The organism is Myxococcales bacterium, assembly GCA_016717005.1.
In the GTDB taxonomy this organism is placed as follows: domain Bacteria; phylum Myxococcota_A; class Polyangia; order Haliangiales; family Haliangiaceae; genus UBA2376.
Genome location: JADJUF010000011.1, coordinates 39,458 through 65,383 on the forward strand (window position 1 = coordinate 39,458; position 25,926 = coordinate 65,383).

A 25,926-nucleotide genomic window follows, 5' to 3' on the forward strand; every position below is an offset into this window, starting at 1 on the left:
GCGACCGGCGCCGCCTGCGCGGCTGGGCTTCAACACCGCCGGCGGCTGGAGCCACGGGCGCGCTGCTCGCCGACGATCTGGCGGTGACCGCGGTCTTGTACCTGAGCGGCAGCGACTGGCAGACCGGGACCATCGTCGACTGGTTCGCGCCGGCCTGGGAGGCCTCCGTCCAGGCGCGCGTCGACGAGGTCGTGACGCCGTGGCTCCACGATCCGCGCGTGCTCGGCTGGTTCCTCGACAACGAGATGAAGTGGGGCCCCGACTGGCGCGGCGCGGACTCGCTGCTGGCGCGCTACCTCGCGATGGACGCCGCGGCGCCGGGCAAGGCCGCGGCGGTCGACGCGCTGCTCGAGGTCGCGCCGGACGCCGGGCCGCGCGACGAACTGCTCGGCCGGACGGTCTGGCCGACGGTGCCCGAGGCCGCGGTCACGCGCTTCCTCGAGCGCGCCGCCGAGCGGTACTTCGCGACCGCGACCGCGATCGTGCGGGCCAAGGACCCCGACCACCTGATCCTGGGCAACCGCGACGTCTCGGTGATGACCCGCGCCGAGGTGTGGCAGGCCGCCGCGCGTCACGTCGACGTGCTCTCGGTCAACTACTACACGTACCAGGACGGCATCGCCGGGCTGGCGCTGTCGCTGTCGCACGGGGTCGATCCGACCGGCTGGCTGCGCGCGCAGCACGAGCTCACCGGCAAGCCGCTGCTCATCAGCGAGTTCGGCTTCCGCGCGGCGGACGCCGGGCTCCCCAACTCGCAGCCGCCGGTGTACCCGACGCTCGCGACCCAGGCCGACCGGGCCGACGCCTACGACGCCTACGTCAGCGGCGCCCGCGGCGCGCCGTGGATCGTCGGCACGCACTGGTTCGAGTACACCGATCAGCCGGCCGCGGGACGCTTCGACGGCGAGAACAACAACTGGGGCATCGTCGACGAGGCCGACGACCCGTACCCGGCGCTGGTCGAGCGCATGACCGCGGTCAACGCCCGCTGACCGGCGGCCATGGACGATCGCCGCTCACGGCGCGAACGCGGCCCGCGCGATGCAGCCGGCGGCGGCGACGGGATCGCAGCCGTTGAGGCCGGCGCCCCACGCTGCGTTGGCCTCGACTACCACCCAGCCGCGATCGGTCGTGTCGCCCACGTCGATCACGCAGGTCGCGGGCACGGCCGGGTCGCCGGCGACCTCGAGCGCCAGCGCGGTCGCCGCGGCCAGGTCGCCGGCGCCCTCGTAGCAGGCGATCGTGGTGACCGCGCCGTCACACACCCAGGCGCGGGCCTCGGCCGTGAACGTCACCACGTCGGACACGAGCACCGCCTCGGCGCCGTCGAGGCCGTGCGCCGCCGCGGCCAGGTCGTCGGCCGACCGGTAGACCCGCGACCGGAACAGCTTCGGCACGACCGACTTGACGAAGCACGGGTACGACAGCGTCGGCGCCGCCGCGATCGGGCACAGCCGCACCGCGCGGCCCAGGAGCCGGCGCGGCAGGCGGACCAGCAGATCGTCGGGTGGGGACACCAGCGTCAGGCCCAGCCGCTGCGCGACGACGTGCGCGAACGCCTCGGCGCCGTACACCCGCGCGCGGGCGATCGGCTCGACCCGCCAGAACTGCGCGACGCGCTCGACCGCGCCGCCGGCCGCGCTCCACGCCGCCGCGACCGCGTCGCGTTCCGGATCGGCGCGGTCGCTGAGCACAAGGGTCAGGCCGTGCAGGTCGAGCGACACCGTCGGAGTCTAGATCATGCTTGCGCGCCCGGTTCCAGGATAGCTGGGCATGGCGCGGGTGCATCAACCGGCATCGACGGCTTGAGTCCGGGGCGCACCCGCGTCGTAGGACCGCGCGGCCCTCGCCGTGGGCCCGCGCGGCGGCGTATCCTCCGCGCGTGCATCGCCGCGGGCCGCGAGCCTGACATGGAGGAGCTCCTGCGCTGGCTCGACAGCGCGGCCGTGGTGATCGCCGGGGCGCCGGTCTCCTGGGCCGAGGTGCTCGGCGACGTGTCGGGGCTGGCGTGCGTCGCGCTGGTCGCGCGGCAGCACGTGTGGAACTGGCCGCTGGGGCTCATCAACAACGTGTTCTGGGCGCTCTTGTTCTGGCGCGCCAAGCTCTACAGCGACAGCTCGCTGCAGGGGATCTTCTTCGCGCTCGGGTGCTACGGGTGGTGGCGGTGGCGCCCGGGCGCCGCGGGCGCGGTGCTGCGGGTGCGCCGCACCCAGGCCCGCGAGTGGGGCCTGCTCGCCGCCGGGGTGGCGGTCGCGACCGCGGCGCTGTCGATCTGGCTGGCGCACGCCACCGACTCGCCGGCGCCGCTGGCCGACGCCAGCGTGCTCACGCTCAGCCTGGCCGCGACCTGGGGCCAGGCCGAGAAGCTCGTCGAGTCGTGGTGGATCTGGATCACGGTCGACGTGATCAGCGTGCCGCTCTACATCAGCCGCGGGCTGTACCCGACCGCCGCGGTCTACGTGATCTTCGGCGCGCTGTGCGTGGTCGGCCTGCGGGCCTGGGCCCGCGCGCTCGCCGCCCAGGCCCGGGCATGAGCGCGCGCCACGGCCTGGTGATCGGCAAGTTCTACCCGCCGCACGCCGGGCACCACCACCTGGTCCGGACGGCGGCGGCCGGCGCGGCGCGCGTGACGGTCGTGGTCATGGCCGCGACCGTCGAGAGCCTGGCGCTCGCCGACCGGGTCGCGTGGCTGCGCGAGGTCCACGCCGCCGACGCCAACGTCACGGTCGTCGGAATTCGCGATGACCACCCGGTCGACTACACCAGCGACGCGATCTGGCGCGCCCACGTCGAGCTGATGCTGGCCGCGGCGCGGACCGTGACCGAGACGCCGGTCGACGCGGTCTTCACCTCCGAGCCGTACGGCGACGAGCTGGCGCGGCGGCTGGGGGCGCGGCACGTCGCGGTCGATCCGCCGCGCGCCGCGCACCCGGTGTCGGGCACGCAGGTCCGCGCCGATCCGGTCGCGCACTGGGACGCGCTCGCCCCGTGCGTGCGCGGGCACCTGGCGTGGCGGGTGGTGCTGGTCGGCGCCGAGTCCACCGGCAAGACCACGCTGGCCGAAGCGCTGGCCGAGCGCCTGCGCGCCCGCGGCGGCGCCTTCGCGGCGGCGGCGTGGGTGCCCGAGGTCGGGCGCGAGGTCACCGCGCACAAGCTCGCCGCGCTCGGCCCAGACGCGGCGATGGCGGCGCTGGCCTGGGACACCGCCGACTTCGTCGACATCGCCCGCGCCCAGGCCGCGCGCGAGGCCGCGCTGGCCCGGGCCAGCGCGCCGGTGCTCGTCTGCGACACCGACGCGTTCGCGACCGGCGTCTGGCACGAGCGCTACCGGGGCGCGCCGGCCGACGCCGTCGACGCGCTGGGCGCGGCGGCGCCGTACCACCTGTACCTCGCGACCCACCACGACGACGTGCCGTTCGCGCAGGACGGGCTGCGCGACGGCGAGCACGTGCGCGCGTGGATGACCGCGCGCTTCGCCGAGCGCCTGACCGCGACCGGCCGGCGCTGGCAGTGGCTGCGCGGCGATCGCGCGGCGCGCGAGGGCGCGGCCCTGGCGGCGATCGACCGGCTGCTGGCGGCCGGCTGGGCCTTCGCCGCGCCGCTCGGGTGAGGTCGAGGGCGGGACGCGATACCCTGGTGGCACGATGAAGCAGCGCCACGCGCAGGTGAGCCAGGCCCCGACCAACCCCCGGGCCGCGGGCGCCCCGGCGCGCTTCGACGTGGCCGACCTGTACCGCGGGCCGCTCGGGGACGTCGACCCGCGCCCGCCCGAGGCGGTGCCCGTCGACGAGAAGGTGCGGCAGGCGTACTTCTGGATCGTCAACCACGCGATCATCAGCCCGTTCTACGATCTCGAGTTCGTCGACGCGCCGCCGGCGACCTTCCGCCTCGGCGAGCAGCAGACCACCCTGGTCCTGCCGACCGCGCAGAGCTACTCGAGCTACGTGCTCCTGCCGCTGCTCAACCTCGCGGTCCGGCGCCGGTGCCTGCTGGTCGGCGGCCCCGGTCGGGGCAAGACGGTGATCGCGACCTTGCTCGGCCTGCTGGCCGGCTACAGCCCGCGCGAGATGAAGCAGGGGATCCAGCACGGGCAGCCGCAGATGACGATCGCCGACCTGCTCGGCAACCCGCTGCCGTCGAGCCTGGTCAGCGCGACGACGATGGACGACGTCAAGATCGCCTGGCGCAAGTGGCTGGGGATGCGCGTCAAGATCATCGACGAGTACAACCGCATCCCGACCCGCACGCAGTCGGCGCTGCTGACCGTGATGGGCGACGAGTACGCCGAGCTCTACGACCAGATCTACGAGTGCCCGCCGGCCGCCTGGTACCTGACCGCCAACGACGACGCCGGCGGCGGCACCTACCAGGTGATCGAGGCGCTGCGCGACCGCATCGACGTGGTGGTCAAGGCGCTGCACTTCAACACGCGGTTCTTCGGCGAGCTGCTCGATCGGGTCGAGTCGGGGCAGCGCCCCGAGGACCTGGTGCCTCCGGAGATCGTCTTCACGCCGGCCGAGCTCGATCGCATGGAGCGCGAGATCCGCGCGGTCCACCTGCCGGCGCCGCTGCTCCGGCGGATGGAGTTCTTCGCCGCGCAGTTCGAGTTCCTCGAGCCGGCCGGCCGCACGCTCGAGTACCAGACCAAGGACACGCTCAAGGTCGCGGCGGTGCCGTTCGAGACCGTCGCCGCCCGCGGCGGCGTCGACGATCTGGGCGCCCAGACCAAGAACGGCCTGTCGGTGCGCGCGCTGACCACGTGCCTGATCTTCGCCAAGGCGCTGGCGTGGTTCCGTGGCGGCCGCGAGGTCGGCTTCGACGACGTCCGCCAGATCTTGCCGTTCGTGCTCCACGACAAGCTGGTCCAGCACCGCGACGCGGCGTTCTTCGAGGCGGCCGAGCACGCCCCCTACCGCGCCGACCTGGTCGGGTGGATCCGGGTGCTGTTCGATCGCGCGTGCCAGGAGTACGACCGGCTCGGCCGCGATCAGGCCGACCCGGTCGGCGCGGCGCTCGCGACGTTCGACGTCGGCCTCGAGGGCCTCGACGAGCCCACGGTCGACGAGCGCCTGGCCGGGCTCGAGCGCCAGCTGCGCGAGATCGAGCAGGGCGGCAAGCTCTACGGCCACCTGTTCGACGACGTGCTCGCGCTGAAGTACCTGCACCAGCGCTACACCAACTACCGCGCGTGGCTCCGCGCCCGCGGCGCGGCGACGTGACCGCCGCCGCGGCGGCGCTGCTCGCGACCTGGCGCGACGAGCTCAACGCGCGGTTCGCGCGCGCCGCGGGCGACGTGGCGCCGGGCGCGGTGCTGGCCTACATGGCCCGGACCGTCGTGCCCATCCTCGACGCGTGGCACGGCGAGCCGCCGGCGCCGGTGCTGCTGGCGCTGTTCGACCTCGGGCTCACCGGCCTGCGGGCGGGGCTGCTGGTCGAGGCCGACCCGAGCCGGTTCGAGCAGGTGCTGCGCGCGCGGATGCCGGCGCTCGGGCCGCACGTGGCGCGGGAGCCCGGCGTGGTGCTGCGGGCGCTCGGCAACGGCTACCTGAACCTCGTGCGGGCGCGCGGCCCGGAGGTGGCCGCGGCGTGGCTTGAGGCGCTGGCCGCCGGCGCGGCGCGCTGCGCCGATCGCGCGGCGCTGCTCGATCTCGGCGTCGTGCTCGGCTGGCGGGCCGGGCTGGCCGAGGCCCGCGACGCCGCGCTCGAGCGGGTCGGCGGCCTCGAGCCGACGCTGGTCGCCGCGTTGTTCGGCGCCGCCGCGCTCGACCCCGACCCCGCGCGGCGCTTCTGCCAGCCGGGCGCCGCCGGCCGGCTCGGCCCGCTGGCGCTGATCGCCACCGTCGGCGGCTTCGTCGGCTTCGGCGGGCCGTTCCGGCGGCCGCCGCGGCCGCGGGTGGTCGCGGACCGGCTGGTCTGCACCGACGGCGACGCCACGCTCGAGGTGTGCGCCGACGTGTTCGGCGCGCGGCTGTGCCCCGCGGGCTGGGCCCACGTCGAGGCCCAGACGTCGACCGACGTCGGTGGCGCCGCGGTCGACGCCGCCGGCGCGGTGCGGGCGCTGGGCGTGAAGGTGACGCTGGCCGAGGCGCGCGGCGCGGGCGCGGCGGCCGCGTGCGCGGGCGTGGTCGCGGTCACGCTCGTCGACAGCCACCAGGTGCTGGTGCTCGGCCGCCGTGAGATCGGCGCGTGAGCCGCGCCGCGCTCGATCTCGCGGCCGCGCGGTTCGCCGATGCCTGGCCCGACGCGCGGGTCGCGTTCAGCCCCTACACCCGCCTGGCCGCGCCGATCCTGTGCCGCACCAAGGCCGACGAGCGCCGCGAGGGCCTCGAGGGCTCGTTCGCGATGATCCGGATGCGCGATCAGCGCATCGTGATCAGCCTGGCGCAGGTCGTCGAGCTGGCCCTGGCCGAGCACGCCCACGCGATCCTCGCGCACGAGGTCGGGCACTACGTCCACGCGCCGGGCACGCTGCGCGAGCACGTGCTCCTGCACGACCGGATCCGGCGGACGCTGCCGGCCGAGCTCGCCAGCCACGCCGGGCTGGTCGCGAACCTGTACACCGATCTGTTGCTCAACGATCGGCTGCAGCGGAGCCGCACCGCCGACATCGCCGCGGTCTACGTCGCGCTGCGCCGGCCCGAGGCCAGCGAGCTGTGGACCGTCTACATGCGGGCCTACGAGCGGCTGTGGGCGCTCGCGGCGGGCACGCTGACCGACGCCGGGGACGTCGCGATCGAGGCCGACGCCGAGCTGATCGCGCGCATCGTGCGCAGCTTCCGGGATCGCTGGCTCGAGGGCGCGCCGTCGTTCGCGCTGCTGATCGCGCCGTACCTCGAGCGCCTGCCGACCGATCGCCTCGGGCTGGCGCCGTGGATGGACACGGCGGCGACGTCGGTCGGCGAGCTGATCCCCGACGGGCTCATCGACGACGACTTCGATCCCGCCGACGTCAAGCACCCCGCGATCGACCCGGCGCTGGGCGACGACGCCGACGACGGCGGCGCCGACGAGCCGGCGCCGCCGCAGCGGTTTCCGCCGGGCCGGTCGGCGGGCAGCGACGGTCGGCCCGATCGCCGCAAGGTCGCGCGCGGGCCCGAGGCGTGGCTCGACCTGATGCGCGCGGTCGGCGTCCGGCGCACGCCGCGCGAGCTGGTCGGCCGCTACTACCGCGAGCTGGCGATGCCGCACGTGCCGCCGTTCCCGGCGCAACGGCTGGCCCGGGCCGGCGACCCGCTGCCCGAGGGCCTCGACCCGTGGGAGGCCGGCGGCGCGCTCGAGGCGATCGACTGGTTCGAGACCCTCGCCCGCAGCCCGGTGGTGGTGCCGGGCGTGACGACGGTGCAGCGGGCGTTCGGGGTGACCGAGGGCGGCGAGCCCGAGCGCCGCGTTCCCGACCTCTACGTCGGCATCGACTGCTCGGGCTCGATGGGCAACCCCGCCAAGCAGCTCGCGTACCCGGTGGTCGCGGGCGTCGTGCTCACCTTGTCCGCGCTGCGCGCCGGCGCCCGGGTGATGGCGTGCCTGTCCGGCGAGTGGCACGGGCAGGGCAACTTCACCGAGACCGCGGGCTTCGTCCGCGACGAGGGCGCCGTGCTCGGCGTCCTCACCGACTACCTCGGCACCGGCTGCTCGTTCGGGCTGCCCCGGCTGATCAAGACCTTCGTCGAGGCGCCCGCGCCGACGCGCCCCGTGCACGTGCTGGTCGTGAGCGACTCCGATCTGTTCGGCGAGATCGACGGCACCGCCGACGGGTGGGCGCTGGCGGCGCGCGCGGTCGAGCGGGCCGGCGGCGGCGCCAGCGCGGTGCTGCGCCTCGCCAACGCCCCGTACTACGAGCCGCACCTGGCGCGGCTGCGCGACGCCGGCTTCACGCCGTACCTGGTCGCGAGCGAGCCGGAGCTGGTGGCCTTTGCGCGCGCGTTCGCGCGGCGTACCTTCGGGAGGCCGTGACCGTGAGCGCGAACATCGAGCGCCTGACCGACCGCCTGGCGCGGGCGCCGCAGGTGTTCCGCGACCGCCGCGCGGTGCAGCTCGACGCCGTGGTCGCGGATCTGTTCCGCGATCGCGCGACCCGGCGGCTCGCGCTCGACGAGGTCGCGCGGTTCCAGGCCGACGGCGTGACCGGGGCGCGGGCGCGTCACCTCGAGCTGGTGCTGGTCGCGAGCTGGCTGCTCCACGACCCGGCGTTCGGCGACGCGCCGGCCGAGGCGCTCCTGGCGCTGCTCGCCAGCCGGCTGGCCGAGCTCGCCAGCGCGGTGGTGCCGCGGCTGTTCGTCGAGGACGCCGAGCGGCGCGAGGAGCTGGTGCGGACCTGCCTGGCGGCGCTCGCGCGCGTCCCCGAGGGCGAGACCGCGACCGTGGCCGAGGATCGCCTGGCGGTGCTCGACTCGGTGCGCCGCCGGGCGCTGCTCCGCGACGCGCGCGCGCGCGAGGGTGTCCGCGAGGCCGAGCGCCAGGCGCGGAAGGCCGAGCTCGAGCGCCTGCGTCAGCAGGAAGAAGAAGAGCGTCGCCAGGCCGCCCGGACGACCCATGAGGACTGAGCGATGACCAGGATCCCCGACGCCTGGCGCGCGCGCGCGCCGGCGATGACCGAGCGTGCCTGGGCCGGCCTGGCGCGGGTGCTCGAGCACGCGGACGCGCCGCGCTACAACCGCACGCTCGGCGACCGGGTCGGGGCCGAGGAGCTGGCGGCGCTCGACGCGTGCCGGACCGCGCTGACCACCGGCGCGCGCGAGGCCGCGGCGGCGCCGTCGGCGGCGATCGTCGAGTTCGTCGAGGCGCTGCGGCCGCGGCTGTTCTTGCTCGACGATCTCCCGGTCGGCTTCGACGTCGCGCGCGACTTCGAGGCGCTGCCGACCACCGATCGCGACGCCCTGGCCCATCGGCTCGAGGATCTGGTCCCGCGCGATCTGCCGATCGACGACGCCATCGTCTACTCGACCTCGGCCACCACCGGGCACGCGGTGATCATCCCCAGCCACCCGACCGCGATGGTGCAGAACCTCGCGCACCTCGAGCGCGTGATCCACCTCCACGGCGTCGCCTTCGCGCCGCAACCCGGCGAGCCGCTCGCGGTCAACGCGTCGATGCAGCGCCAGACCTACGTCTTCGCCACGACGATGAGCGGCTGGGCCGGCGCGGTGTTCGCCAAGCTCAACCTCGCGCCCCACGACTGGGGCGGCGGCGCCGCGTCGCGCGATCGGTTCCTGCGCGACTTCGCGCCGCGGCTGGTCGCGTCCGAGCCGGTCACGCTGGCCGAGGCGCTGCGGCGCGAGCTGCCGCTGCGCCCGTCCGTCGTGATCTCGAGCGCGGTGAGCCTGCGGCCCGAGCTCGCCGACGCGCTCCGCGCCGCGTGGGGCACGACGGTCATCGATCTGTACTCGACCACCGAGACCGGCCCCGTCGCCGCGTGCGTGCCCGGCGTCCCGGGTCACGTCGTGCTGCTGCCGGATCTGTTCGTCGAGGTGCTCGGCCCAACCGGCGAGCGCCTGCCCGACGGCGCCCGTGGCGAGCTGACCCTCACCGGCGGGCGCAACCGCTACCTGCCGCTGGTGCGCTACCGGACCGGCGACTACGGCCGGCTCGCGACGGTGACGCTGGCCGACGGTCGCCCGGCGCGCACGATCCTCGACCTCGAGGGCCGCGCCCCGGTCGGCTTCCGCGCCACCGACGGCGGTCGGGTCACCTCGGTCGACGTCGCGCGGCGGATCCGCCCGCTGGCGCCGTTCGTCCAGCACGCGCTGCACCAGCGCGCCGACGGCTCGGTCGAGCTCCGGCTGCGCCCGCTGCCGGGCGTGCCGATCCCGCGCGAGGACTTCGAGCACACGCTGCGCGACCTGTTCGGCCGCGACGCCCAGGTCGAGGTCGTGATCGATCCGGCGCTCGGTGCCGGCGGCGGCAAGGTCGTCGCCTGGCGGCGCGACGGCGACTAGCCAGCGCTGCGCGCGCGCGGGCCCGCGGCGCCCGACGACGCGCACGCAGGGGTCGTCGCGCATCGGGCGATGGCCGTCGCGCCATCGGTGCGCATGGCGCTGGACGGCGGCCTTCGCCCCACGCTCGGCGTGCGCTACAAGGTCACCCATGCGAAGCCCGCTCTCCGACGACGCCCTCGCCCAGCTGTTCCTGTCCGCGCGCACCCACAACGTGTGGCAGGCGCGCCCGGTGGAGGACGGCCAGCTCCAGCGCATCTACGAGCTGGCGCGGATGGCGCCGACGGCGGCGAACTCGCAGCCGCTGCGGGTGGTGTTCGTGAAGAGCCCCGAGGCCAAGGCGCGGCTCCGGCCGGCGCTGAGCGCGGGCAACGTGGACAAGACGATGGCCGCGCCGGTCACGGCGATCGTGGCGTTCGACACCGCGTTCCACGAGCACATGGGCACGCTGTTCCCACACAACCCGGGCACGGGCGCGGCGATGACCGCGATGGCCGAGCCCGCGCGCACGACCTTCCTGTACCGGAACGGCTCGCTGCAAGGCGCCTACCTCATGCTGGCGGCGCGCGCGCTGGGGCTCGACTGCGGCCCGATGAGCGGCTTCGACGCGGCCAAGGTGGACGCCGCGTTCTTCGCCGACGGGCGCTGGCGCTCGAACTTCCTGTGCAACCTCGGCTACGGCGACGACGCCAAGGTGCACCCGCGGGCGCCGCGCCTCGACTTCGCCGACGCCTGTCGGATCGAGTAGCGCGCGCCGAGCCGGGCTACGCGGCGCGCGTCGACGGCGGCGCGGCACGCCTTGACCGCCGCACCGCCCGCGCGCGCGCGAGGCGGCGACTGATCCGGACTGCGCGCAGCACCGGGGCGAGCTCCACGACGCTGATCACGATCTGCACGGCCACCGCGCCCGCCAGGAAGGCGAACAGATCACGCAGCCCGCGCAAGTCGTCGAAGTCGTCGTAGACCAGGTGTGGGTGTGGGACGGTGACCGCGGCGACGTACGTCGCGAGCGCCAGCATGACGAGGTCGCGGACCGCCCGGACCCACACCCGCCCGCGCACGCAGGCGAGCAGCGCCAGCGCCACGATCGCCCACAGCGGCCCCGGGCCGAGCTCGTCCTCGAGCGTGTGGATCGACCCACCCCCGGGCGGGTAGTGATGCGCCTCGGCGAAGATCAGCGCCGCGACGAGCGCGAGGAAGACGACGATCGCGCTCACCAGCCACCCGCCCTGGGTGCTGGTGACCCGCCAGCGCCACAGCGATCGGTCGACGACGTCGCGGTCCACGGCCACTCAACGCGCGGTGCCCGCGCGGTATTCGCCGCGCGGGCCTGGGCCCCGGCGTCCGGGCCGCCGCGCGTCGGCCAGGAAGAACGTCTGTGCGCGCGGCTGGCTGATACGCTCTGGCCATGAAGGTGCTCGCGATGTGCATGCTGCTGGCCGGGCTCGCGTGTGGCACCGACGACGGCGACGATTGGCTCAGCGGGTTCGGGCTGGAGAGCGCGCGCACGCCCGCGTGGCTGGCGGACACCCCGGCGCGCCGGTGCCGGGTGTGCCGGTGCACATTCACCGGGTCACCCACCTCGATGAGGTGCGCGCCATCATCGGAGAGATGTCGACGCGCTTCCGGGTGCCCACGAACTACCTCTCCTCGTTCAAGGTCTTCGTCGTCTCCTGTGATGAGCCGGCGACGTGCCGTCTGGCGAGCGGACCGCGGCAAGGGGCCACCGAGCGGGTCGTGGTCACGCTCGGGCCCCCGGCCGACATCGCGCCCGGGCCGGCGCTGCCGGTGGCCGCGACCGTGCTGTTGATGTCCGTGTTCGCGCAGAGCACCCGACTCGAGCTGATCTCGCCGGCGGGCGCGGTCCTCGGCGCGACCGGGCTCTGAGCTCCGGCGGGTTGGTCGCGAGACCTTCCCCGTCGGGGGCAAGCCCCCCGCGACGAGGAGGGCCATGCGCGACCACGTCGCGCGACTCGCCGCGCAGGGGATCGAGGCCATCGAGGACTGATCTGCCCCGCCGGGGCGCGGCCGCTCCGACGTCGTTCGTGGTGGTCGACCAAGGCGAGCGACCAGCGCACCCACGACCGGTCGCATCGTCGCGATCACCGAGGACAGCGAGGCCGAGCCCCTCTGCATGGGCACGCGTCGAGGTCGCCGGGCCACCCGCACCGGCGCCAGGCGCGGTGGCGCCGAGGTCAGCGCGCGACGTCGGCCGCGATCGCGGCGGCGTCGATGCGGAGCTCCGGGCGCGGGCCGCGATCCGCGAGGATCGCGCGCGCGATGTGCCGGCTCGCCGGCTGGAGGACGCTGAAGTGATCTGCGCCCGGCACCGTGGTGAACGAGACCGCCCGGCTCGCGGTGCGGGCGAGATCCGGGAACGCGGCGACGTTGCCGTGCTCGCCCTCGATGACGAACGTCGGTGTCACGATCCCGTTCATCCACGCCATCGGCGCGCGGGGAACGACCTCGTCCTCGCTCGCGTGGGACGGCAGGCACCCGTCGGCCCCGTAGTCGCGAGGATCGGCGACCGGTCCGAACGCGAACACCGCGCGGAACCGCGCGGTGCTCGCCGCCGCCAGCAGGGCGAGGGTCCCACCAGTCGAGTGCCCGCCCAGGTAGATGCGGCTCGGGTCGACGTCGGGCCGCTGCGCGATGTGGTCGGCCGCCGCGAGGATGTCGTCGACCTCGCCCAGGAAGCACTCGGGGCGACCGGGGTTGTCGTTGGCGCCGCGCAACGACGGCCGCATCAAGACGATGCCCGGCGGCCGCAGCATCGTCGCCGACTGATCGTCGTCGGCAGCACCTTGGGTCCAGGCGTTGGCGTCGATGCCCCAGTTGAATCCGCCCGCGATCCAGACCACGGCGGGGCGGCGCGCACCCTCGACCACGGGCGTCTCGTACGCCACCAGCGAGTCGCTGCCGCGCTGATAGTACGTCTTGATGAAGACCCCAGCCGGTGGCTCCGGCGCCGGGCTCTGCTCGGCGTCGCCGAAGATCTGCGTCCTCAACGCGGCGCGCACCGGCACCAGCGGGAAGCTCGCGACGGCGCTCGCGCGGGGCGCGCCACGATCGACCTCGGGCGCTCGATCGTTCGAAGCGCGTCCACATCCCATCGCCACGAGCGCGCAGAGCCAGATCCGCTTCACCATCAGCTGACTACCACGAGGCCGTCGGATCCGGGCCAGCGGCCCACGTTCACGACCACCCGTTCCGATCGGCTGCGAACACGAAGGAGCACCCATTCCGACCGGCTGCGGCCAGGAAGGAGCACCCGTTCCGATCGGCTGCGGCCAGGAAGGAGGAGCCAGGAAGGAGCCAGGAAGGAGCCAGGAAGGAGCCAGGAAGGAGCCAGGAAGGAGCCAGGAAGGAGCCAGGAAGGAGCCAGGAAGGAGCCAGGAAGGAGCCAGGAAGGAGCGCGACGGCCACGCCACCGGCGCCCCAGTCTTCGACCCGTTCCGCTCGGCTGCGGCCAGGAAGGCTGGATCGCGCTCAGTGTCCGTGGGGCGCCCGCGCCGAGTTCCTGGCCTCCGGCCGGCTGCGACCGCCGCGACCCGAGCCGACGGCCGGGATCTCACTGGCGGACCCGGGCGCGCGGGAGGTCGGGGATCGCCGCGAGGCTCGCGCGGGCGCGCGCCCACGCGCGGAGCGCGCGCCCGCAGCCGCCCAGCGCCAGGCACGCGCCGAGCGCGGCGGCCCCGAGGAACCGACCCTGGACCCGTGCTCCGGCTCGGCCGCTGGCGCTCCCTTCGGCGCAGCACGTGAGCACGACCCCGGCCAGGATCACCGCGACGAGGAGCCACAGCGCCAACCACCAGCGCGCCATCCGGGCCGTGCGCTCGAGCGCCCGCCTCGACTCGTCGGCCGTCGCGTCGAGCGACGCGCCGCAGCTGCAGCGACTGACGTAGGATTCGTTGAGGCTGCGGCACAGCAGGCATCGTCGGGGCGCCGCCATCGAGTTCCGGTTCATGGCCTGGTATCGACCGGTTCGCGCCGCGGTTGCGTGGCGCCAGCCTCGACCGCGTTTCGCCAGCCTCGACCGCGTTTCGGCGGCCTCGACCGGCCTTGGCCATCGCGAGCGCATCCTCCCCGACGCGTCGCTCGGTGAGCGGCGCCAGGCAGCTCGCGGCGCGATGACGCTGGCCCTCGAGGTCTCGACGGGCGGGGCGAGCTCGGTGCGGGCGCGTTCAGAACAGCCCGAACAGCTTCCGGCGCGTCACCGGCCGGCGGTCCAGCGTCAGGACCTCGGTCGCGCCGACGCGGTCGAAGCCGTCGAGGATCGCGTCCGTCCCCTGGTCCAGCTTCAGCGCCATCTCCTCGGCGTACAGCGCGTGCAGCGCGAACACGTGCACCGCTCGCCCGTCGCGTAGCGTCACCTGCAGCTCCTCCGCGGGCAGCCCGATCGGCGGCAGGAGCAGCCACCCGCACAGCGCGGTCCCGGGCGCGAACGGCTCGGCCGGATCGCCGTTCGGGATCGTGTGCCCGTAGCCGAGCCAGGTCTCGTACGTGTGGGGCATCCGGGCGAGCTGCTTGAGCCAGCCGACCGGCCAGTACCAGCGCTCCAGATCGTCCGGCGGCGGGGTCACCGACAGCACGTCGAGGCGCCACGACGCCGGCAGCGAGATCATGAGCTCGGCGTACGTCAGCTCCTCCGCGCCCGGCGGCGCCGCCATGGGCAGGTCGCTCATCCCCGTCGTGAACAGCGTCCAGCAGTCGCGCTCCGCGTGAGGCGGGATGACGTGCACATCGAGGTGCACCATGTCGGACATGACCTCGTGGAACACCGTGGCCGCCTCGCCGAAGTGCCGCTCGAAGTAGCGCACGATCTCCTCGGCGCCCGCGCTCTCGGCGGGCGGCTGCCACGCGCGCTCGCGCGCCTGGTGGCGCAGGATCGCGTTTCCGCTCCGAGAGACCTCGTCGTCGCGCTTCGCCATCGCGGCAGCATCGCCCGTCGACCCGCACGCCCGTCGCCGCGACACGCCCGCTCGCGCTGATCTGCGGGCTCCGATCCCCGCTCCGACCGGCTGCGTCCGGAAAGCGGACGACGGTCCCACCGTCAGCGCCGCCGCGCCGATCGGCTGCGCCCGGGGGAGGACCCACGAAGAGGGCCTCGAGCCGATCCGGGAAGCCGGCGACGGTCACACCGCCTGCGCCCCGGCTCTCGACGGAGGTCAGTCAGCGTCGGTCGACGGCGGCGAGCTCGGCGGCGAGCTCGGCGGCGAACTCGGCGGCGGCGGCGGGCCGCCGGGCATGCCGGGGACCGGGTCCGGCGGCGCCTTCTCGCGCTCCGCCTCGGCCTGGCGGCGCGCGTCCCGGGCGTCGCGCTGGTCCTCGAACCCTTGGTTGACCTGGTAGCGGTCGGCGTCGCTGCTGCTGGCCGGCGGCGCCAGCGACGGCGACCGCGGGGTGGTCGCCGTCGGAGTCTGCCGGAGCTGCTGCTGGCTCGGCCCCGCGCACGCGGCCACGAGGAGACAGAAGAGTGCGGTCCTCATGGGGGCACTGTACCGCCGATCGGCGGCTCGTCAGGTCGATCCCACCGGCGCGCCGCGGCGCGTCGTCGAGCAGAAGGGCCGGTGCGCTACCCCGGCGAGACCGCGCCGACCGCGCGCGGCGTGCTCGACCTGCTCGGACCGGTACCGTACTACCTGGGTCCGGCCGGGCCGCTGTCGAACGCGCAGTTCGTCGCGACCTGGTCGCCCGGCCCGCGTCGGTTCCAGTCGTGCGGCCGCTACAGCGACGGTCGCACCAGCGCGAACGCCAAGATCGAGGTCTACGACCGCGACGTGAAGGTCCGCGATCGCTTCACCGGTGCGGTCGTCGCCACCCGGCACTTCGCGGCGCAGGCGCAGTGTGCGCGCTCGTTCTCGTCCGACACCGACCTCGGCCGAGCGCCGGCTCCCCGACGCGTGGCTCACGCTCGCGCCGACGGCGGGGCCTCGAGCGGCGCCTGGCGATCGCCGGCGAGGCCGCCGCACGGACGCTGCCCCGGAGTTCTGCGCTAGCCTCGCCGCATGAGCGAAGCCAGCGATGACGGCCCAGCGAGACTCCTGTCCGGCGCCTGTCACTGCGGGCGTGCGTCCTGGACGCTGGCCGGCGATCCGGGATCGGTCACGGTGTGCAACTGCACGCTGTGTCGCCGCAACGGCGCCTTGTGGGCCTACGACTACGACGGCGAGCGCATCCACGTGCACGGCCACACGACGAGCTACATCAGAGCCGACCTGTCCGAGCCTGGCCTGGAGACGATGTTCTGCCCGACGTGCGCGTGCGTCGTGGCGTGGCGCGGACTCTCGCTCGAAGGCGATGGCCGCCGGCGCTGCGCGGTCAACGTACGACTGGCGCCGCCGGATGAGGTCGCCGGGTTGTTGATCGATCGATTCGACGGCCTGGTCAACTTCGAGGACCTGCCGCGCGACGGCCGATGCGTCCGCGACTACCTGTTCTAGATGGAAGGACCGACGCAGCCGGCGTGCGGTCGCCCGACGGCCTGCCGCCGCGCGTCACCGTCGACCCGTCCGGGGGCGGCGTCAACTTTGACAACCTGTCGGGACGTGATGAGCCGCGAGTTCGCGGTGCTGGTCGAGTCAAGGTTGAGACGGTTGAGACCGTCACCCGCTCGCCGACGGCCGGGGTCCGAGCAGGTCCCAGCGATTGCCGGCGACGTCACGAAACACGACGACGCGGCCGTACGGCTCATCGCGCGGGACGGTCACGATCTCCGCGCCGGCCTGGCGGAGCCGCGCGAGGGTCGCCTCGAAGGCCTCGACCCGCAGGAAGAACCCGACGCGGCCGGCGTGCTGGCGTCCGACGACCTGCCGCTGCTCCTCCCCGTCGGCCCGCGCGAGCAGGAGGCCGGTCTGCGCTCCGGGCGGCCGCACCACCACCCACCGCTTGTCCCGGCCGTCGTTGGTCGTGGCGGGCACGTCCTCCACCAGCGTGAACCCCAGGGCGTCGACGAAGAATGCGATCGCCGGGTCGTACTCGTCCACGACCACGGTCGCGAGCTCGATCATCATGTCGCCCAGCATGCCGGGCGGAGGCCGCGTCCGCAGCGCGTCGTGCCGCAGATCGCGCCGGCGGTCGGCGACCGGCGCACCGTACCGACGCGCGATCTTGAGCGTCGCGCGCCGATCGCATCCGACCAGCCGGGCGCCCCAGGGTGCGGGCCGCGCGGCCCCGGCGAGTCGCTCGGCCGAGGATTGAGCGCCGCAGTCGCCGTCGCTGGATGACGCGAATCTCTCGCTCATCAAATCGCCGTGTGGGGGAGGTGCTGAGATCGCGCTGAGACGAACAATGGCGGCCGCCACGGTAGAGATGGCCGTGCGTCACGCCGCGCGGCGCCTCGCCGGCCGCGACGCCCTGTTTGGTCGCGCTCGTCGTCATGGCTTCGCCTCCCCGTCGCCGCCCTGTCATTCGCCGATCTGTCGCCAGGCCACCGAGGCGCAGCGTCCGCCGCGACCCAGCGCATCAGTCTTCACCTCAGGTCTATCGGCGTCGATTCGGTCACCGCCCTCCACCAAGGACTCAAATGCGCAGCACGCTCCGCCCGCTCCTCCGCCCCGCGCTCATCGGCGCGGCCGCACTCGCTCTCTCCATGATCGGCTGTCAGTTCGATGACCCGCCGAGCCCCGTCGACACCTCGGCCGCCCAGGCCCGGCCGCTCGAGGCCGGCGTGACCGTCGGCGTCTCCAGGGCGATGCTGTCCGTGAACGAGACCCTCTCGCCGGACGCGTACGCGGGCCTCCTCACGGAGCTGCGCGAGCGGGGCGTGCATCCGCTCGTCGGGTTGCCCGGAAACCTGATCATCACCGAAGGACTCCCGGCCGGGTTCTCCCCCGCGACGCTGCGCGTCCCCACGAGCGTCCACCGTCGCGGCAGCGATCAGCGCTGGTACCCCGCGCCCGCCACCGCCTCCGACGCCCACCTCCAGCCCCAGGCGTCTGTCCACGACTCGCCCGAGCTCGAGGCGATCGGCGCAGACGCCCTCGCCGTCATGCTCGAGCGCATCTCCGTGCAGCCCCCACGCGCGCAGAGCGTGGCGCTCGCCGCGGCGGTGCTCGACGACGAGTGGGTGACACGGCCCGAGGCCGACCGCCCCGTGGAGATGGAGCCGGCGCCGCCCCAGGAGACCGCGGACCAGATCGCCCTGGAGCGCGAGGACGCGATCCGCCGCGCCGCGGATGGCAGCCAGGACGCCGACCAGGAGATCGCCTTCGCGGACCTGCGCCTCGCCACCATCACCAGCGATCCGGTCTCGCCCGACGGCCACCGCGCCCCGCTGATCCAGGGCGCCAAGTCCGCGCACAACACGATCGCCATCAGCGTCTTCTTCCCCGAGAGCACCGGCGTCGGCAACGAGGACTGGGACGCCGCCGCCCTCGCGCACATGAAGACCATGATCGCGCTTGGCTTCGCGAGCGTCGCGAGCGTCGCGCCCGACCACGCCCACCTCTACTTCCACCTCCAGTTCATCGACGACAGCCGCGCGTGGATCTCCCATGAGCCCACCAGCGGCGTGAACGAGTCTGTGTGGATCAATGAGCTGCTCGGCACGATGGGCACCCCGTTCAACTTCCTCGGCCATCAGGTCCGCAACCAGGCCTTCGAGGAGGGCGTGGCGCGGGGGTTGGGCGCGGACCACGCCACGAGCCTCTTCGTCGTCCGCGACCAGCGGGCTCCCTTCGAGGATGTGAATAGTCGCACCGCCACAGCGGCGCCGCACGCCTTCTTCAATGGCTACCTCGTGATTAATGACAATGTGCGGTATCAATCACATGAAGACTATTATGCGATTCATGAGTGGCTGCACACCGTCAATGCGGACGATCAGGTTAATCGCGCCGGCAACCTCAGCTGGCCGTGCAAGCACAGTGGATCGGTGGGTCATGAGCGAGTCAGGCGTCAGGGGGTGCCGGTGGACTTCACCAACGCCAATCATGACGTCTGCTACAACCACGCCAGCGTGCAGGGTTCGATCATGAAGGGCAATGACTTCGTCGAGCGCCTGCTCGGCGCGTACCCGTTCGGCCCGTACGGCTGGACCCAGCGTCGCCCGATCATCGACTGGTACAGCCGGGCCGCGATCGGCTGGGGCAACAGCGCCCAGCTCGTCGCGCAGGTCGGCTCGACCCCGTCCGCGCCTGGGTTCCCTCCGCAGGGGTTCTCGCCCGCGCCCGTCTTCGGCATCCAAGGGAGCAATAGCGCCGGGCCCAGCCCGTTCCCCCAGAACGCGGTCTTTCGCTACATCCCCACGCTGGAGCCCATCGAGATCACGCGTCCCGTCTGCCTCGCCGAGGCTGGCGCGCCCCAGAACCTCTGGGTCGCAGATGGAATGCAGGCGTCGGTCACCTGTCTGGCCCTCCGGACCGTGACGCTGCCCGTCCAGTTCTGGAGTGATCGGAGCGAGGTTGAGATCACCAGCATCACAGGAAACGACGAGGGCCAGGTACACTACGCGTCTATCGACTACGCACCCGCGCCGCAGCCTCCGCCAGACCCCGCCTGCTCGGCGTGGCCCTACTGGCACGACGGCTACGCGCACGTCGCGCAGACCACCGCGCTCGGCTGCTTCGCCCGCGCGATCCCGGAGGATCGCACGCCCTTCACCTACGGCAGCAGCTACTTCCTCACGAAGGAGAAGTACTGCGACCAGGGTGGCTTCGACGGCGCCAACTGCCTGCTCCACTACGCACCGGCGAACACCCACGGGTCCTTCTCGATCTCCACCAACAACCACGCGTACTGGTACCAGCCCAACAACAGCGTCTGCGCGATCGGCACCTATGTCCAGCCGATCGGCTTCGGCGGCGCGATCTGCCACGTGATGAGCGCGCCGCCCGGCACGAGTCTCTTCGTGTGGTCGGGCACCCTCTACTCGACCCCATTGAAGCGGTGCAGCCCCAGCGAGGTCGACGGCGGGACCCACTGCTACTGGGGACGGCACCCGGCACCACGACGCCCCTCGTCGTCGGCCGCGCGTTCTACTACCTCCCCTGAGCGACCAGCCTCGGCCCGGTCCTACCATCGCGCGTTGCAGGCGATCGGAACGCGGGGGGCTCCGCGTCCTGGACCTCCTTGCGCTTCGTGATGCCATCGCGCGTGACGATGCGGTCGTAGCCGCGCGTGCCTGCCGATGCCGACCGGACGAGCCGTCGGGCCGTCGCGCCCGGACGCTGTCACGTTGACACCGTCCCCATCCGTGGCCCTGTTCCACCCGCGTTCTTGGTCGATGCGCGGCGCTTGGCCCGCAGCGCCTGACGCGGCGGCCGTCGCCGGAGCGGGCTTCGTGCCTGGACAAGCGACGCGGTGTCTGGTCGGTGCGGTCAACACCGCGGCCGCCGACGCGCTCAAGACCGGCGTCGGCCTCGACGCGCGCGCCGTCCAACACCATCGTCGCCGCGCGGCCGATCGCCACGATGGGTTAGGCGCCGGCAGCGCGGGCTCGGGCGACGAGCTCGGCTTCGAGCACCTGGTCGCCCGGGATCATCGGGATCGGCTCACGCCACCGGTCGCGGCTTCGAAAGAAGTCCCTGACCTCGGCTGGAGGGGCGACGTACCTCAACCGCCGGTACGCGGCGCCGTCGCTCGGCGCGGCGAACGTGCGCACCAGCACCTCCGCCTCCTCGGACGGGCAGATGCACACGTCGGCGACGCGCCGCAGGAGCCTCCGTGGCGCGAGGCGGTCGCGGAAGAGCACGAGCTGGTCGGTCGGTGGCAAGGCGACTGGTATCGCGTCGGTCCAGACAGCGGCTGTCTGAACCCGGCCATCCAGCGCGAGATAGCTGATCGCGGGCACGAAGACGTCCTCCCCGAGCCGCGCCTGGAGGTCCTTGCGCTCGAGGTTCCACCGCCAGACGCGCTCGATCGTCGCGGCGGGGAGTGTGTAGACAAGCTCCGGCGCATCTCGCCCTGTCGCGGAGATGCGCAGCGCGAGGTCGTTTCCCTCGCGCCAGCCACGCAGGAACCCTGCTCGCGAGTATGGCCCGCTTCCCATGCCCGAGATCTGCGGGTCTTCGACCTCGAATGAGAAGCGGGGGGAGGGGGGGGGGGGCGGGGGCAGGGGCCGGGGGGGGCCGCGGGGCGCCCGGGCCGGGGGGCGGGGGGGGGGGGCGGGGGGGGGGGGGAGGGCGGGGGGTGGGGGGGGGGGGGCGGGGGGGGGGGGGCAGGGGGGGGGGGGGGGCCGGGGGGGGGGAGGGGGCCGGCGGGGGGGGGCGGGGGCCGGGGGGCCCGGGGGCCAAGAGGAGGAAGACAGGAGGGGAACCACCCGCCGGCGCGGCCGGGGGGGGGCGCCCGGGGGGGGGGGGCCGGGGGGGGGGGGGGGTGCTCGACGAGCGCGTCGAGCTCGGTGGCCGCCTCGACGGCGAAGCAGCCGGGGCGAAGATAGTTGACGTTGAACGCCAAGCCCGAATGCTCGACCCAGTCCGGGTGCGATGGCAGGTCGAAGACGAAGTAGACGCCCGTGTCCTCGTTGCGGTAGATCGCCTGCGCTTCCTCGATCGAGTAGTGGGGGCGGCGCTCGAACCACGCGGTGAGCTCACTCGTTGACGGCAGCGGACACGCGGCGCGTGGACGGAAATAGAGGTCGTAGCTCATCTGATCTCGACCGAGCATATTGCCGATCGATCTCCCGAGCCAGTCAGCCGGAGGCGACGCGCCTCTCCGCATCGGGACGGAGCGGCGCGCCTGGCGGGCCGCCGGAAGCGCCCGTCCGAGGGGCAGTCGAGGCCGTGCGCCGGGGGCCGTGCGCCGGGGGCGGATCTGGTCGCGACCCGAAACGTTGTCAAAATTGACACCGTCCCTTCTTAGCGCGGCGGCGGACACACGCGCGCGAGCGCGGTCGCGTCGTCGGCCGACGTCTCCGGTCCGTAGGCCGGGCCGCCGTACATGATCGCGTCGGCCGCCGCGACGTGGTTCATCCCGAGGCTGTGCCCGAGCTCGTGCGCGAGGACCGCGGGCAGGCGCGCCCAGCCACGGAACATGTAGATCTCGATGCGGAGCTTCGTCACCCGCGTGCCGCTGGCCTCGCGGCGCGTCCTGCCGGCGAGCAGGTGGGGGTAGTCGGCGGGGTCGGCCTGGCGGCCGCGCGAGTTGATGAAGAACGCCAGCGCCTCGAGCCGCGGCAGCATCCCGTCGACCCGGGCCTGCTCGGCGCGCAGGCGCTGCTTCTCGGCATCGAGCTCGCGCTTGACGTCGGGCGGCGCGCCCCCTTGCTGGTTCCAGGTTGCCACGCTCGCCTCGTACGCACGGCGGCGCTCCTCGTAGGCGAAGAGCGCGCGGTCGCGCTCCGCGCGGAGCTCGGTGTGACGGCGACGAACCTCGACGATCGGGTCGCGGCCTTCGATCCGCTCGACCATCATCTCTTGCCGTTCGTCGAAGACGAAGTCGATCTTGAACGCCGAGCGGGGGCTGTAGCGGAACAGCGGCCGGCCGGCGAGGCGCGCCCACGACGCCGCCGCGGTGGCGATCGCCCTGAGCGCCTGCTTCCGGCCCAGGCCGAACCGTGGATCCAGCGCGCCCAGCGCGTACTCGATCGGCGCGTCGCACCCGACGATCGCCAGCGCCTTCCCGCCAGCCCCGTAGCCGAAGGTGTCCGGGCGCAGCTGGGCCTCGTCGACGATCGGCTCGGGCAGGTCCCGCTCGCGGGGCGCGCCGGCCAGGATGCTGGCACCGGCGCGTGCGCCGCACCCCGGCAGCGCCGCGATGAGGCCCACGCACGAGACCAGGAGCGCCGAGGTTCGCACGGTGACGAGCGTACCCGCGCGGGGCCGGAGACGCGTGCTCGTGCCGGGTGGCAGCGACGGCGGCCCGAACGCCGGGTCGCAGCCCGAACGCCGGGTTGCGGCCCGGGTGGCAGCGACGGCAGCCCGAACGCCGGGTCGCAGCCCGAACGCCGGGTTGCAGCCGATCGGAACCGAACGCCGGGTTGCCGCCGATCGGAACGGAGGTGCACCGCAGCCGGCGACGTCGCCCGGCGGACACGACCACGGCCCGTCCGCCGGCCCTGGGGCCGTTGCCAGCCGCCCGGCGCCGCGGTTGCGGCGCGCGCTCCTCGACACCCGCCGGCCACTGCCTGGCCGCCGGCCGCCGCCCGTCGCCGCGGGGCCCACCCCAGGGCATCGTCGACGATGTCCGCCGATCGCCCCCGCCGTGGACGGCGGCGAGGTGGAGGGTGCGCGGCGATGCCAACGAGGGTTAGCCGGGCGGCGGTGCGCTGTCGACGGCGCTGCCCGAAGCTCCGGGGATGAAGTTCTCTGGCTTGTGCCTCGTGTTGATCTCCGGGCTGACCGCGGCGCCGGCCCTGGCCGGCCCCACCCAGCAGGCCCCGATCGTCGGCGGCACCTCGACCTCGGTGGGCCAGTACCCGACGACCGTCGCCATCGAGCTCGGCGGCGGCCTGTGCACCGGGACGCTGCTCACCAAGGACTGGATCCTCACCGCCGCCCACTGCGTCGACCCGGCGGTGCTGGGCGTGTCGCAGGCGCAGATCACCGCGAGCACCCGGGTCCACTTCGACACCGTCAACCTCCGGACCACGCCCGGCATCGTCGTGACCGCGAGCGAGACCATCAAGCACCCGCAGTTCAACGTGAACAACCTCGGCATGCGCGACATCGGCCTGATCCGCTTGTCGACGCCGGTGACCGACCGCGTCCCGGTGCCGATCAACCTGGTCGCCGGCCGCGCGCCGGTCGGCATCGGGGTGACCATGGTCGGCTACGGCGTGACCAGCCGGCAGGCGACGCAGTCGGCCGGCGTCGAGCGGGTCGTCGAGCAGACCTCGGTGAGCTGCGCCTTCGGCGGCCAATCTGACACCGACCTGCTGTGCTTCAACCAGACCAACGGCAAGGGCAAGTGCGAGGGCGACTCGGGCGGCCCGTCGTTCGCGACCATCGCCGGTCAGCAGGTCCAGATCGGCGTGACCTCGTTCGGCGACCAGAACTGCGCCCAGTTTGGCGCCGACACCCGCACCGACGCCGAGACGGCCTTCCTGCTCGAGCACGTGCCGGAGCTCCAGTGCGGCGCCGACGGCGTGTGCGCCGCGAGCTGTGGCCAGGGCGCGCTGCCGGCCGATCCGGACTGCGGCTGCGATGCCGACCACCCGTGCGGCGAGGGCCACACGTGCTTCGTGGACGTCTGCATCGTCGACCCGTTCGCCGCCGGCGGTGTCGGCAGCGCCTGCACCTCCGCCGACGAGTGTGAGTCCGGCACCTGCGCGACGACGTCGTCGGAGCAGCTGTGCACGTTCGCGTGCAGCCCGGGCGCGGCCGATGCGTGCCCCGACGGGTTCACGTGTCGCGACGTCGCCGGCGGTGACGGCGTGTGCTGGCCCGCCGACGACGGCGGCTGCTGCAGCACCGGTGGCCGCGGGCCCGGGGCCTCGCTGATCGGCGTGGCCCTGGTCGCGCTGGGCCTGGGCCGCCGCCGTCGCCGCCGCTGAGGACGGCACGCCCGGCGCGTCCGCGGGGTGGCGCGTCCGCGGGGTGGCAGCGGATCGGATAAGGGAGCACGCACCGGCCACCGCGCCCGCGATCGCGTCGCTCACGCCCGACCGGGGCGACGTCTCGGACGCGCAGCGTGCCGACGCCGACATCACTCCACGCGGATCGTGACGGCCGGCAGCGACGTCATGGGCACCTCGGCGATCACGTCGTACGGGAAGCCCGTCTTCGCGTAGTCCACCTCCCGACATTGGCCGCCGATCATCTGATAGATCGAATCGACATGCTGCTGGACCTCGACGAGACGTCGCAGCGGCGGAGGGTGGCGGGCGTCGCAGACGACGTCGTCGACGAACGCGACCCGGCGAGCGCCGTAGGTGCGGCTCATGATCAGGGGCCCTGCCAGGACTGTGCACGCCGCATCGCCGAACGGCTCGAGCGACGTGCCCAAGGGTACGTTGGTCGGTACGCAGCGCCACGGCGCCGTGTCGGGCGCGCCGGCCTCGGCGGTCGGTCGGCACGCGGTCCCCGTCGCCCGTTCGAACAGCCCCGCCGGCATCAGCGCGTCGCCGTGGACGTCGCTGGTGAATCGGGCCTGCACCGCGCCAGCGCCGCGCTCGAACACCGACAGCGGCGGAAACGCGTTCGCGTCGGCCCGGGCGCCCGGCCGCCGCGTGCTGTAGACGCCGAGATAGGCGCACGTCTCTCCGTCTCGCCAGTAGACGACGTCGAAGTGGTGCTCGCCGGGTAGGTACACGTGACCGTCCGCCGCGACCAGGACCTCGGGCTCCCGACAGCCGGCGATCGGAGGTGCGGGGACGGTACAGTCCGAGTCGCCGAAGAGGTCATCCCTGACCACGGCCGCGACCACGCATCGCCAGCCGCCCCCATCGAGGAAGTCGACCGGCTTGCACGTATCATCACCGCGGTTGGCGAGCTCGAGCACCTGCTGCGCGCCGTCTTCGGCGACCGCGACGCGGGCGGTGATGCCGCCGGGGCGCTCGACCTCGATCACGTCGGCGGCCACGAACTCCTCATTGCTGTGCCAGGGTCCGATCTCGAAGGTCGGCCATTCGTCAGGGTACGCCTCACAGGCGAACCCGGTGTCGACGTAGATGGGCGTCACGCCGCGCGACGCCCCGACCTGTGCGACGGAAGACGCGACGTGGTGGCACCCGTCGGTGGGCGGCTGCTCGACCATGAACGCTGGCGCGGGACAGCTGACGTCTCGGGCGGATACGACGACAAACTGAGAGCAGCTGTCGTCGCCCCACCCGAGATCGCCGGCGTCGGTCGGCAGGCACCGCATCGTGCGGTCGGTCATCTGCTCGAAGGCGCAGTCGACGCCGAGCGCCGTGTCGTACCAGCCGAAGAACTGCACCGCACCACCGCCGGCGTCGGCGACCTTGGCCCGCAGGCGGGTCCCGTTGTGCCATGCCGCGGGCACCCACGGCGGCCCCTGGTTGTCGCCACAACCGGCGAGTCCACCCAGCACGATGAATCCAAGGACGGACACCCTACGCCACATACGTCAGACTCCTATCGCGCCATCGACGCGGCTG

The 25,926-nt window shown here is 73.7% G+C and carries 24 protein-coding genes; 14 read left to right on the forward strand and 10 right to left on the reverse strand.

All coding sequences use genetic code 11. The features are described from left to right. Positions 1–83: 83 nt before the first annotated feature. Positions 84–992, forward strand: coding sequence for a hypothetical protein (locus IPL61_12875; protein ID MBK9032190.1), 909 nt, complete (start codon positions 84–86; stop codon positions 990–992). Between the two features lie 24 nt (positions 993–1,016). On the opposite strand, the gene IPL61_12880 is transcribed toward IPL61_12875, so the two are convergent. Further along, the gene (locus tag IPL61_12880; protein ID MBK9032191.1) at positions 1,017–1,724 is read right to left on the reverse strand and encodes an ATP-grasp domain-containing protein; all 708 of its coding nucleotides are present in this window, start codon (positions 1,722–1,724) and stop codon (positions 1,017–1,019) included. 186 nt (positions 1,725–1,910) lie between these two features. On the opposite strand from IPL61_12880, the gene IPL61_12885 reads away from it, so the two are divergent. The 8 genes from IPL61_12885 (at position 1,911) to IPL61_12920 (ending at position 10,677) form a co-directional block, all read left to right on the forward strand. After that, on the forward strand, positions 1,911–2,534 hold the full coding sequence (locus tag IPL61_12885; protein ID MBK9032192.1) for a nicotinamide mononucleotide transporter: 624 nt from the start codon (positions 1,911–1,913) through the stop codon (positions 2,532–2,534). Further along, complete coding sequence (locus IPL61_12890; protein ID MBK9032193.1) at positions 2,531–3,610, forward strand: AAA family ATPase; 1,080 nt, start codon at positions 2,531–2,533, stop codon at positions 3,608–3,610. Before IPL61_12885 ends, IPL61_12890 begins: the two co-directional genes overlap by 4 nt. A 34-nt stretch (positions 3,611–3,644) precedes the next feature. After that, complete coding sequence (locus IPL61_12895) at positions 3,645–5,219, forward strand: AAA family ATPase (GenBank protein ID MBK9032194.1); 1,575 nt, start codon at positions 3,645–3,647, stop codon at positions 5,217–5,219. Further along, entirely contained in the window at positions 5,189–6,190 is a 1,002-nt protein-coding gene (locus IPL61_12900) for a hypothetical protein (GenBank protein ID MBK9032195.1), read from the forward strand. Before IPL61_12895 ends, IPL61_12900 begins: the two co-directional genes overlap by 31 nt. After that, positions 6,187–7,950, forward strand: coding sequence for a VWA domain-containing protein (locus IPL61_12905; GenBank protein MBK9032196.1), 1,764 nt, complete (start codon positions 6,187–6,189; stop codon positions 7,948–7,950). Before IPL61_12900 ends, IPL61_12905 begins: the two co-directional genes overlap by 4 nt. Further along, a complete protein-coding gene (locus IPL61_12910; protein MBK9032197.1) occupies positions 7,947–8,540 on the forward strand; it encodes a hypothetical protein in 594 nt (197 codons plus the stop codon). The genes IPL61_12905 and IPL61_12910 overlap by 4 nt, the downstream gene beginning before the upstream one ends. A 3-nt stretch (positions 8,541–8,543) precedes the next feature. After that, positions 8,544–9,932, forward strand: coding sequence for a phenylacetate--CoA ligase family protein (locus IPL61_12915; GenBank protein ID MBK9032198.1), 1,389 nt, complete (start codon positions 8,544–8,546; stop codon positions 9,930–9,932). Between the two features lie 148 nt (positions 9,933–10,080). Then, positions 10,081–10,677 carry a malonic semialdehyde reductase gene (locus tag IPL61_12920; GenBank protein ID MBK9032199.1) on the forward strand — a complete coding sequence of 199 codons (597 nt, stop codon included), beginning with the start codon at positions 10,081–10,083 and terminating at the stop codon, positions 10,675–10,677. 16 nt (positions 10,678–10,693) lie between these two features. Here IPL61_12920 and IPL61_12925 read toward each other — a convergent pair whose 3' ends face one another. Beyond that, a complete protein-coding gene (locus IPL61_12925; protein MBK9032200.1) occupies positions 10,694–11,215 on the reverse strand; it encodes a hypothetical protein in 522 nt (173 codons plus the stop codon). Between the two features lie 304 nt (positions 11,216–11,519). Between IPL61_12925 and IPL61_12930 the strand changes: the two genes are divergently transcribed. After that, positions 11,520–11,816, forward strand: a complete 297-nt coding sequence (locus IPL61_12930; GenBank protein ID MBK9032201.1) for a hypothetical protein — start codon at positions 11,520–11,522, stop codon at positions 11,814–11,816. A 308-nt stretch (positions 11,817–12,124) separates the two neighbouring features. Here IPL61_12930 and IPL61_12935 read toward each other — a convergent pair whose 3' ends face one another. The 4 genes from IPL61_12935 to IPL61_12950 all read right to left on the reverse strand — a co-directional run bounded on the left by IPL61_12935 (position 12,125) and on the right by IPL61_12950 (position 15,418). Then, positions 12,125–13,171 carry a prolyl oligopeptidase family serine peptidase gene (locus tag IPL61_12935; protein MBK9032202.1) on the reverse strand — a complete coding sequence of 349 codons (1,047 nt, stop codon included), beginning with the start codon at positions 13,169–13,171 and terminating at the stop codon, positions 12,125–12,127. A gap of 329 nt (positions 13,172–13,500) precedes the next feature. After that, positions 13,501–13,896 carry a hypothetical protein gene (locus IPL61_12940; GenBank protein ID MBK9032203.1) on the reverse strand — a complete coding sequence of 132 codons (396 nt, stop codon included), beginning with the start codon at positions 13,894–13,896 and terminating at the stop codon, positions 13,501–13,503. 217 nt (positions 13,897–14,113) lie between these two features. Continuing rightward, positions 14,114–14,860 (reverse strand): suppressor of fused domain protein, encoded by a 747-nt coding sequence (locus tag IPL61_12945; protein MBK9032204.1) that lies wholly within the window; start codon positions 14,858–14,860, stop codon positions 14,114–14,116. A gap of 237 nt (positions 14,861–15,097) precedes the next feature. Further along, positions 15,098–15,418, reverse strand: a complete 321-nt coding sequence (locus IPL61_12950; GenBank protein MBK9032205.1) for a hypothetical protein — start codon at positions 15,416–15,418, stop codon at positions 15,098–15,100. 81 nt (positions 15,419–15,499) lie between these two features. Between IPL61_12950 and IPL61_12955 the strand changes: the two genes are divergently transcribed. Both IPL61_12955 and IPL61_12960 read left to right on the forward strand, forming a co-directional pair. After that, the gene (locus tag IPL61_12955; protein MBK9032206.1) at positions 15,500–15,928 is read left to right on the forward strand and encodes a hypothetical protein; all 429 of its coding nucleotides are present in this window, start codon (positions 15,500–15,502) and stop codon (positions 15,926–15,928) included. A gap of 9 nt (positions 15,929–15,937) precedes the next feature. Then, entirely contained in the window at positions 15,938–16,372 is a 435-nt protein-coding gene (locus tag IPL61_12960) for a GFA family protein (GenBank protein MBK9032207.1), read from the forward strand. Between the two features lie 162 nt (positions 16,373–16,534). Here the strand turns inward: IPL61_12960 and IPL61_12965 are convergent, their stop codons facing one another. After that, entirely contained in the window at positions 16,535–16,942 is a 408-nt protein-coding gene (locus tag IPL61_12965; GenBank protein MBK9032208.1) for a VOC family protein, read from the reverse strand. Between the two features lie 512 nt (positions 16,943–17,454). On the opposite strand from IPL61_12965, the gene IPL61_12970 reads away from it, so the two are divergent. Then, the gene (locus IPL61_12970) at positions 17,455–20,013 is read left to right on the forward strand and encodes a hypothetical protein (GenBank protein ID MBK9032209.1); all 2,559 of its coding nucleotides are present in this window, start codon (positions 17,455–17,457) and stop codon (positions 20,011–20,013) included. A gap of 333 nt (positions 20,014–20,346) precedes the next feature. Here IPL61_12970 and IPL61_12975 read toward each other — a convergent pair whose 3' ends face one another. Continuing rightward, entirely contained in the window at positions 20,347–20,919 is a 573-nt protein-coding gene (locus tag IPL61_12975; GenBank protein ID MBK9032210.1) for a hypothetical protein, read from the reverse strand. A gap of 808 nt (positions 20,920–21,727) precedes the next feature. Beyond that, a complete protein-coding gene (locus tag IPL61_12980) occupies positions 21,728–22,666 on the reverse strand; it encodes a matrixin family metalloprotease (GenBank protein ID MBK9032211.1) in 939 nt (312 codons plus the stop codon). Between the two features lie 500 nt (positions 22,667–23,166). Here IPL61_12980 and IPL61_12985 point away from each other — a divergent pair, with 500 nt between their 5' ends. Next, positions 23,167–24,363, forward strand: coding sequence for a trypsin-like serine protease (locus tag IPL61_12985; protein ID MBK9032212.1), 1,197 nt, complete (start codon positions 23,167–23,169; stop codon positions 24,361–24,363). A 152-nt stretch (positions 24,364–24,515) separates the two neighbouring features. On the opposite strand, the gene IPL61_12990 is transcribed toward IPL61_12985, so the two are convergent. Then, entirely contained in the window at positions 24,516–25,880 is a 1,365-nt protein-coding gene (locus IPL61_12990) for a hypothetical protein (GenBank protein MBK9032213.1), read from the reverse strand. Positions 25,881–25,926: the final 46 nt, after the last annotated feature.

What these genes read in the sequence shown, in the direction of transcription:
- IPL61_12950 (MBK9032205.1), bottom strand. Translation starts at nt 15,418, where the DNA reads ATGAGGACCGCACTCTTCTGTCTCCTCGTGGCCGCGTGCGCGGGGCCG.
- IPL61_12960 (MBK9032207.1), top strand. Translation starts at nt 15,938, where the DNA reads ATGAGCGAAGCCAGCGATGACGGCCCAGCGAGACTCCTGTCCGGCGCC.
- IPL61_12890 (MBK9032193.1), top strand. Translation starts at nt 2,531, where the DNA reads ATGAGCGCGCGCCACGGCCTGGTGATCGGCAAGTTCTACCCGCCGCAC.
- IPL61_12935 (MBK9032202.1), bottom strand. Translation starts at nt 13,171, where the DNA reads ATGGGTGCTCCTTCGTGTTCGCAGCCGATCGGAACGGGTGGTCGTGAA.
- IPL61_12940 (MBK9032203.1), bottom strand. Translation starts at nt 13,896, where the DNA reads ATGAACCGGAACTCGATGGCGGCGCCCCGACGATGCCTGCTGTGCCGC.
- IPL61_12970 (MBK9032209.1), top strand. Translation starts at nt 17,455, where the DNA reads ATGCGCAGCACGCTCCGCCCGCTCCTCCGCCCCGCGCTCATCGGCGCG.
- IPL61_12975 (MBK9032210.1), bottom strand. Translation starts at nt 20,919, where the DNA reads ATGGGAAGCGGGCCATACTCGCGAGCAGGGTTCCTGCGTGGCTGGCGC.
- IPL61_12965 (MBK9032208.1), bottom strand. Translation starts at nt 16,942, where the DNA reads ATGATGATCGAGCTCGCGACCGTGGTCGTGGACGAGTACGACCCGGCG.
- IPL61_12885 (MBK9032192.1), top strand. Translation starts at nt 1,911, where the DNA reads ATGGAGGAGCTCCTGCGCTGGCTCGACAGCGCGGCCGTGGTGATCGCC.
- IPL61_12945 (MBK9032204.1), bottom strand. Translation starts at nt 14,860, where the DNA reads ATGGCGAAGCGCGACGACGAGGTCTCTCGGAGCGGAAACGCGATCCTG.
- IPL61_12895 (MBK9032194.1), top strand. Translation starts at nt 3,645, where the DNA reads ATGAAGCAGCGCCACGCGCAGGTGAGCCAGGCCCCGACCAACCCCCGG.
- IPL61_12920 (MBK9032199.1), top strand. Translation starts at nt 10,081, where the DNA reads ATGCGAAGCCCGCTCTCCGACGACGCCCTCGCCCAGCTGTTCCTGTCC.
- IPL61_12915 (MBK9032198.1), top strand. Translation starts at nt 8,544, where the DNA reads ATGACCAGGATCCCCGACGCCTGGCGCGCGCGCGCGCCGGCGATGACC.
- IPL61_12985 (MBK9032212.1), top strand. Translation starts at nt 23,167, where the DNA reads ATGAAGTTCTCTGGCTTGTGCCTCGTGTTGATCTCCGGGCTGACCGCG.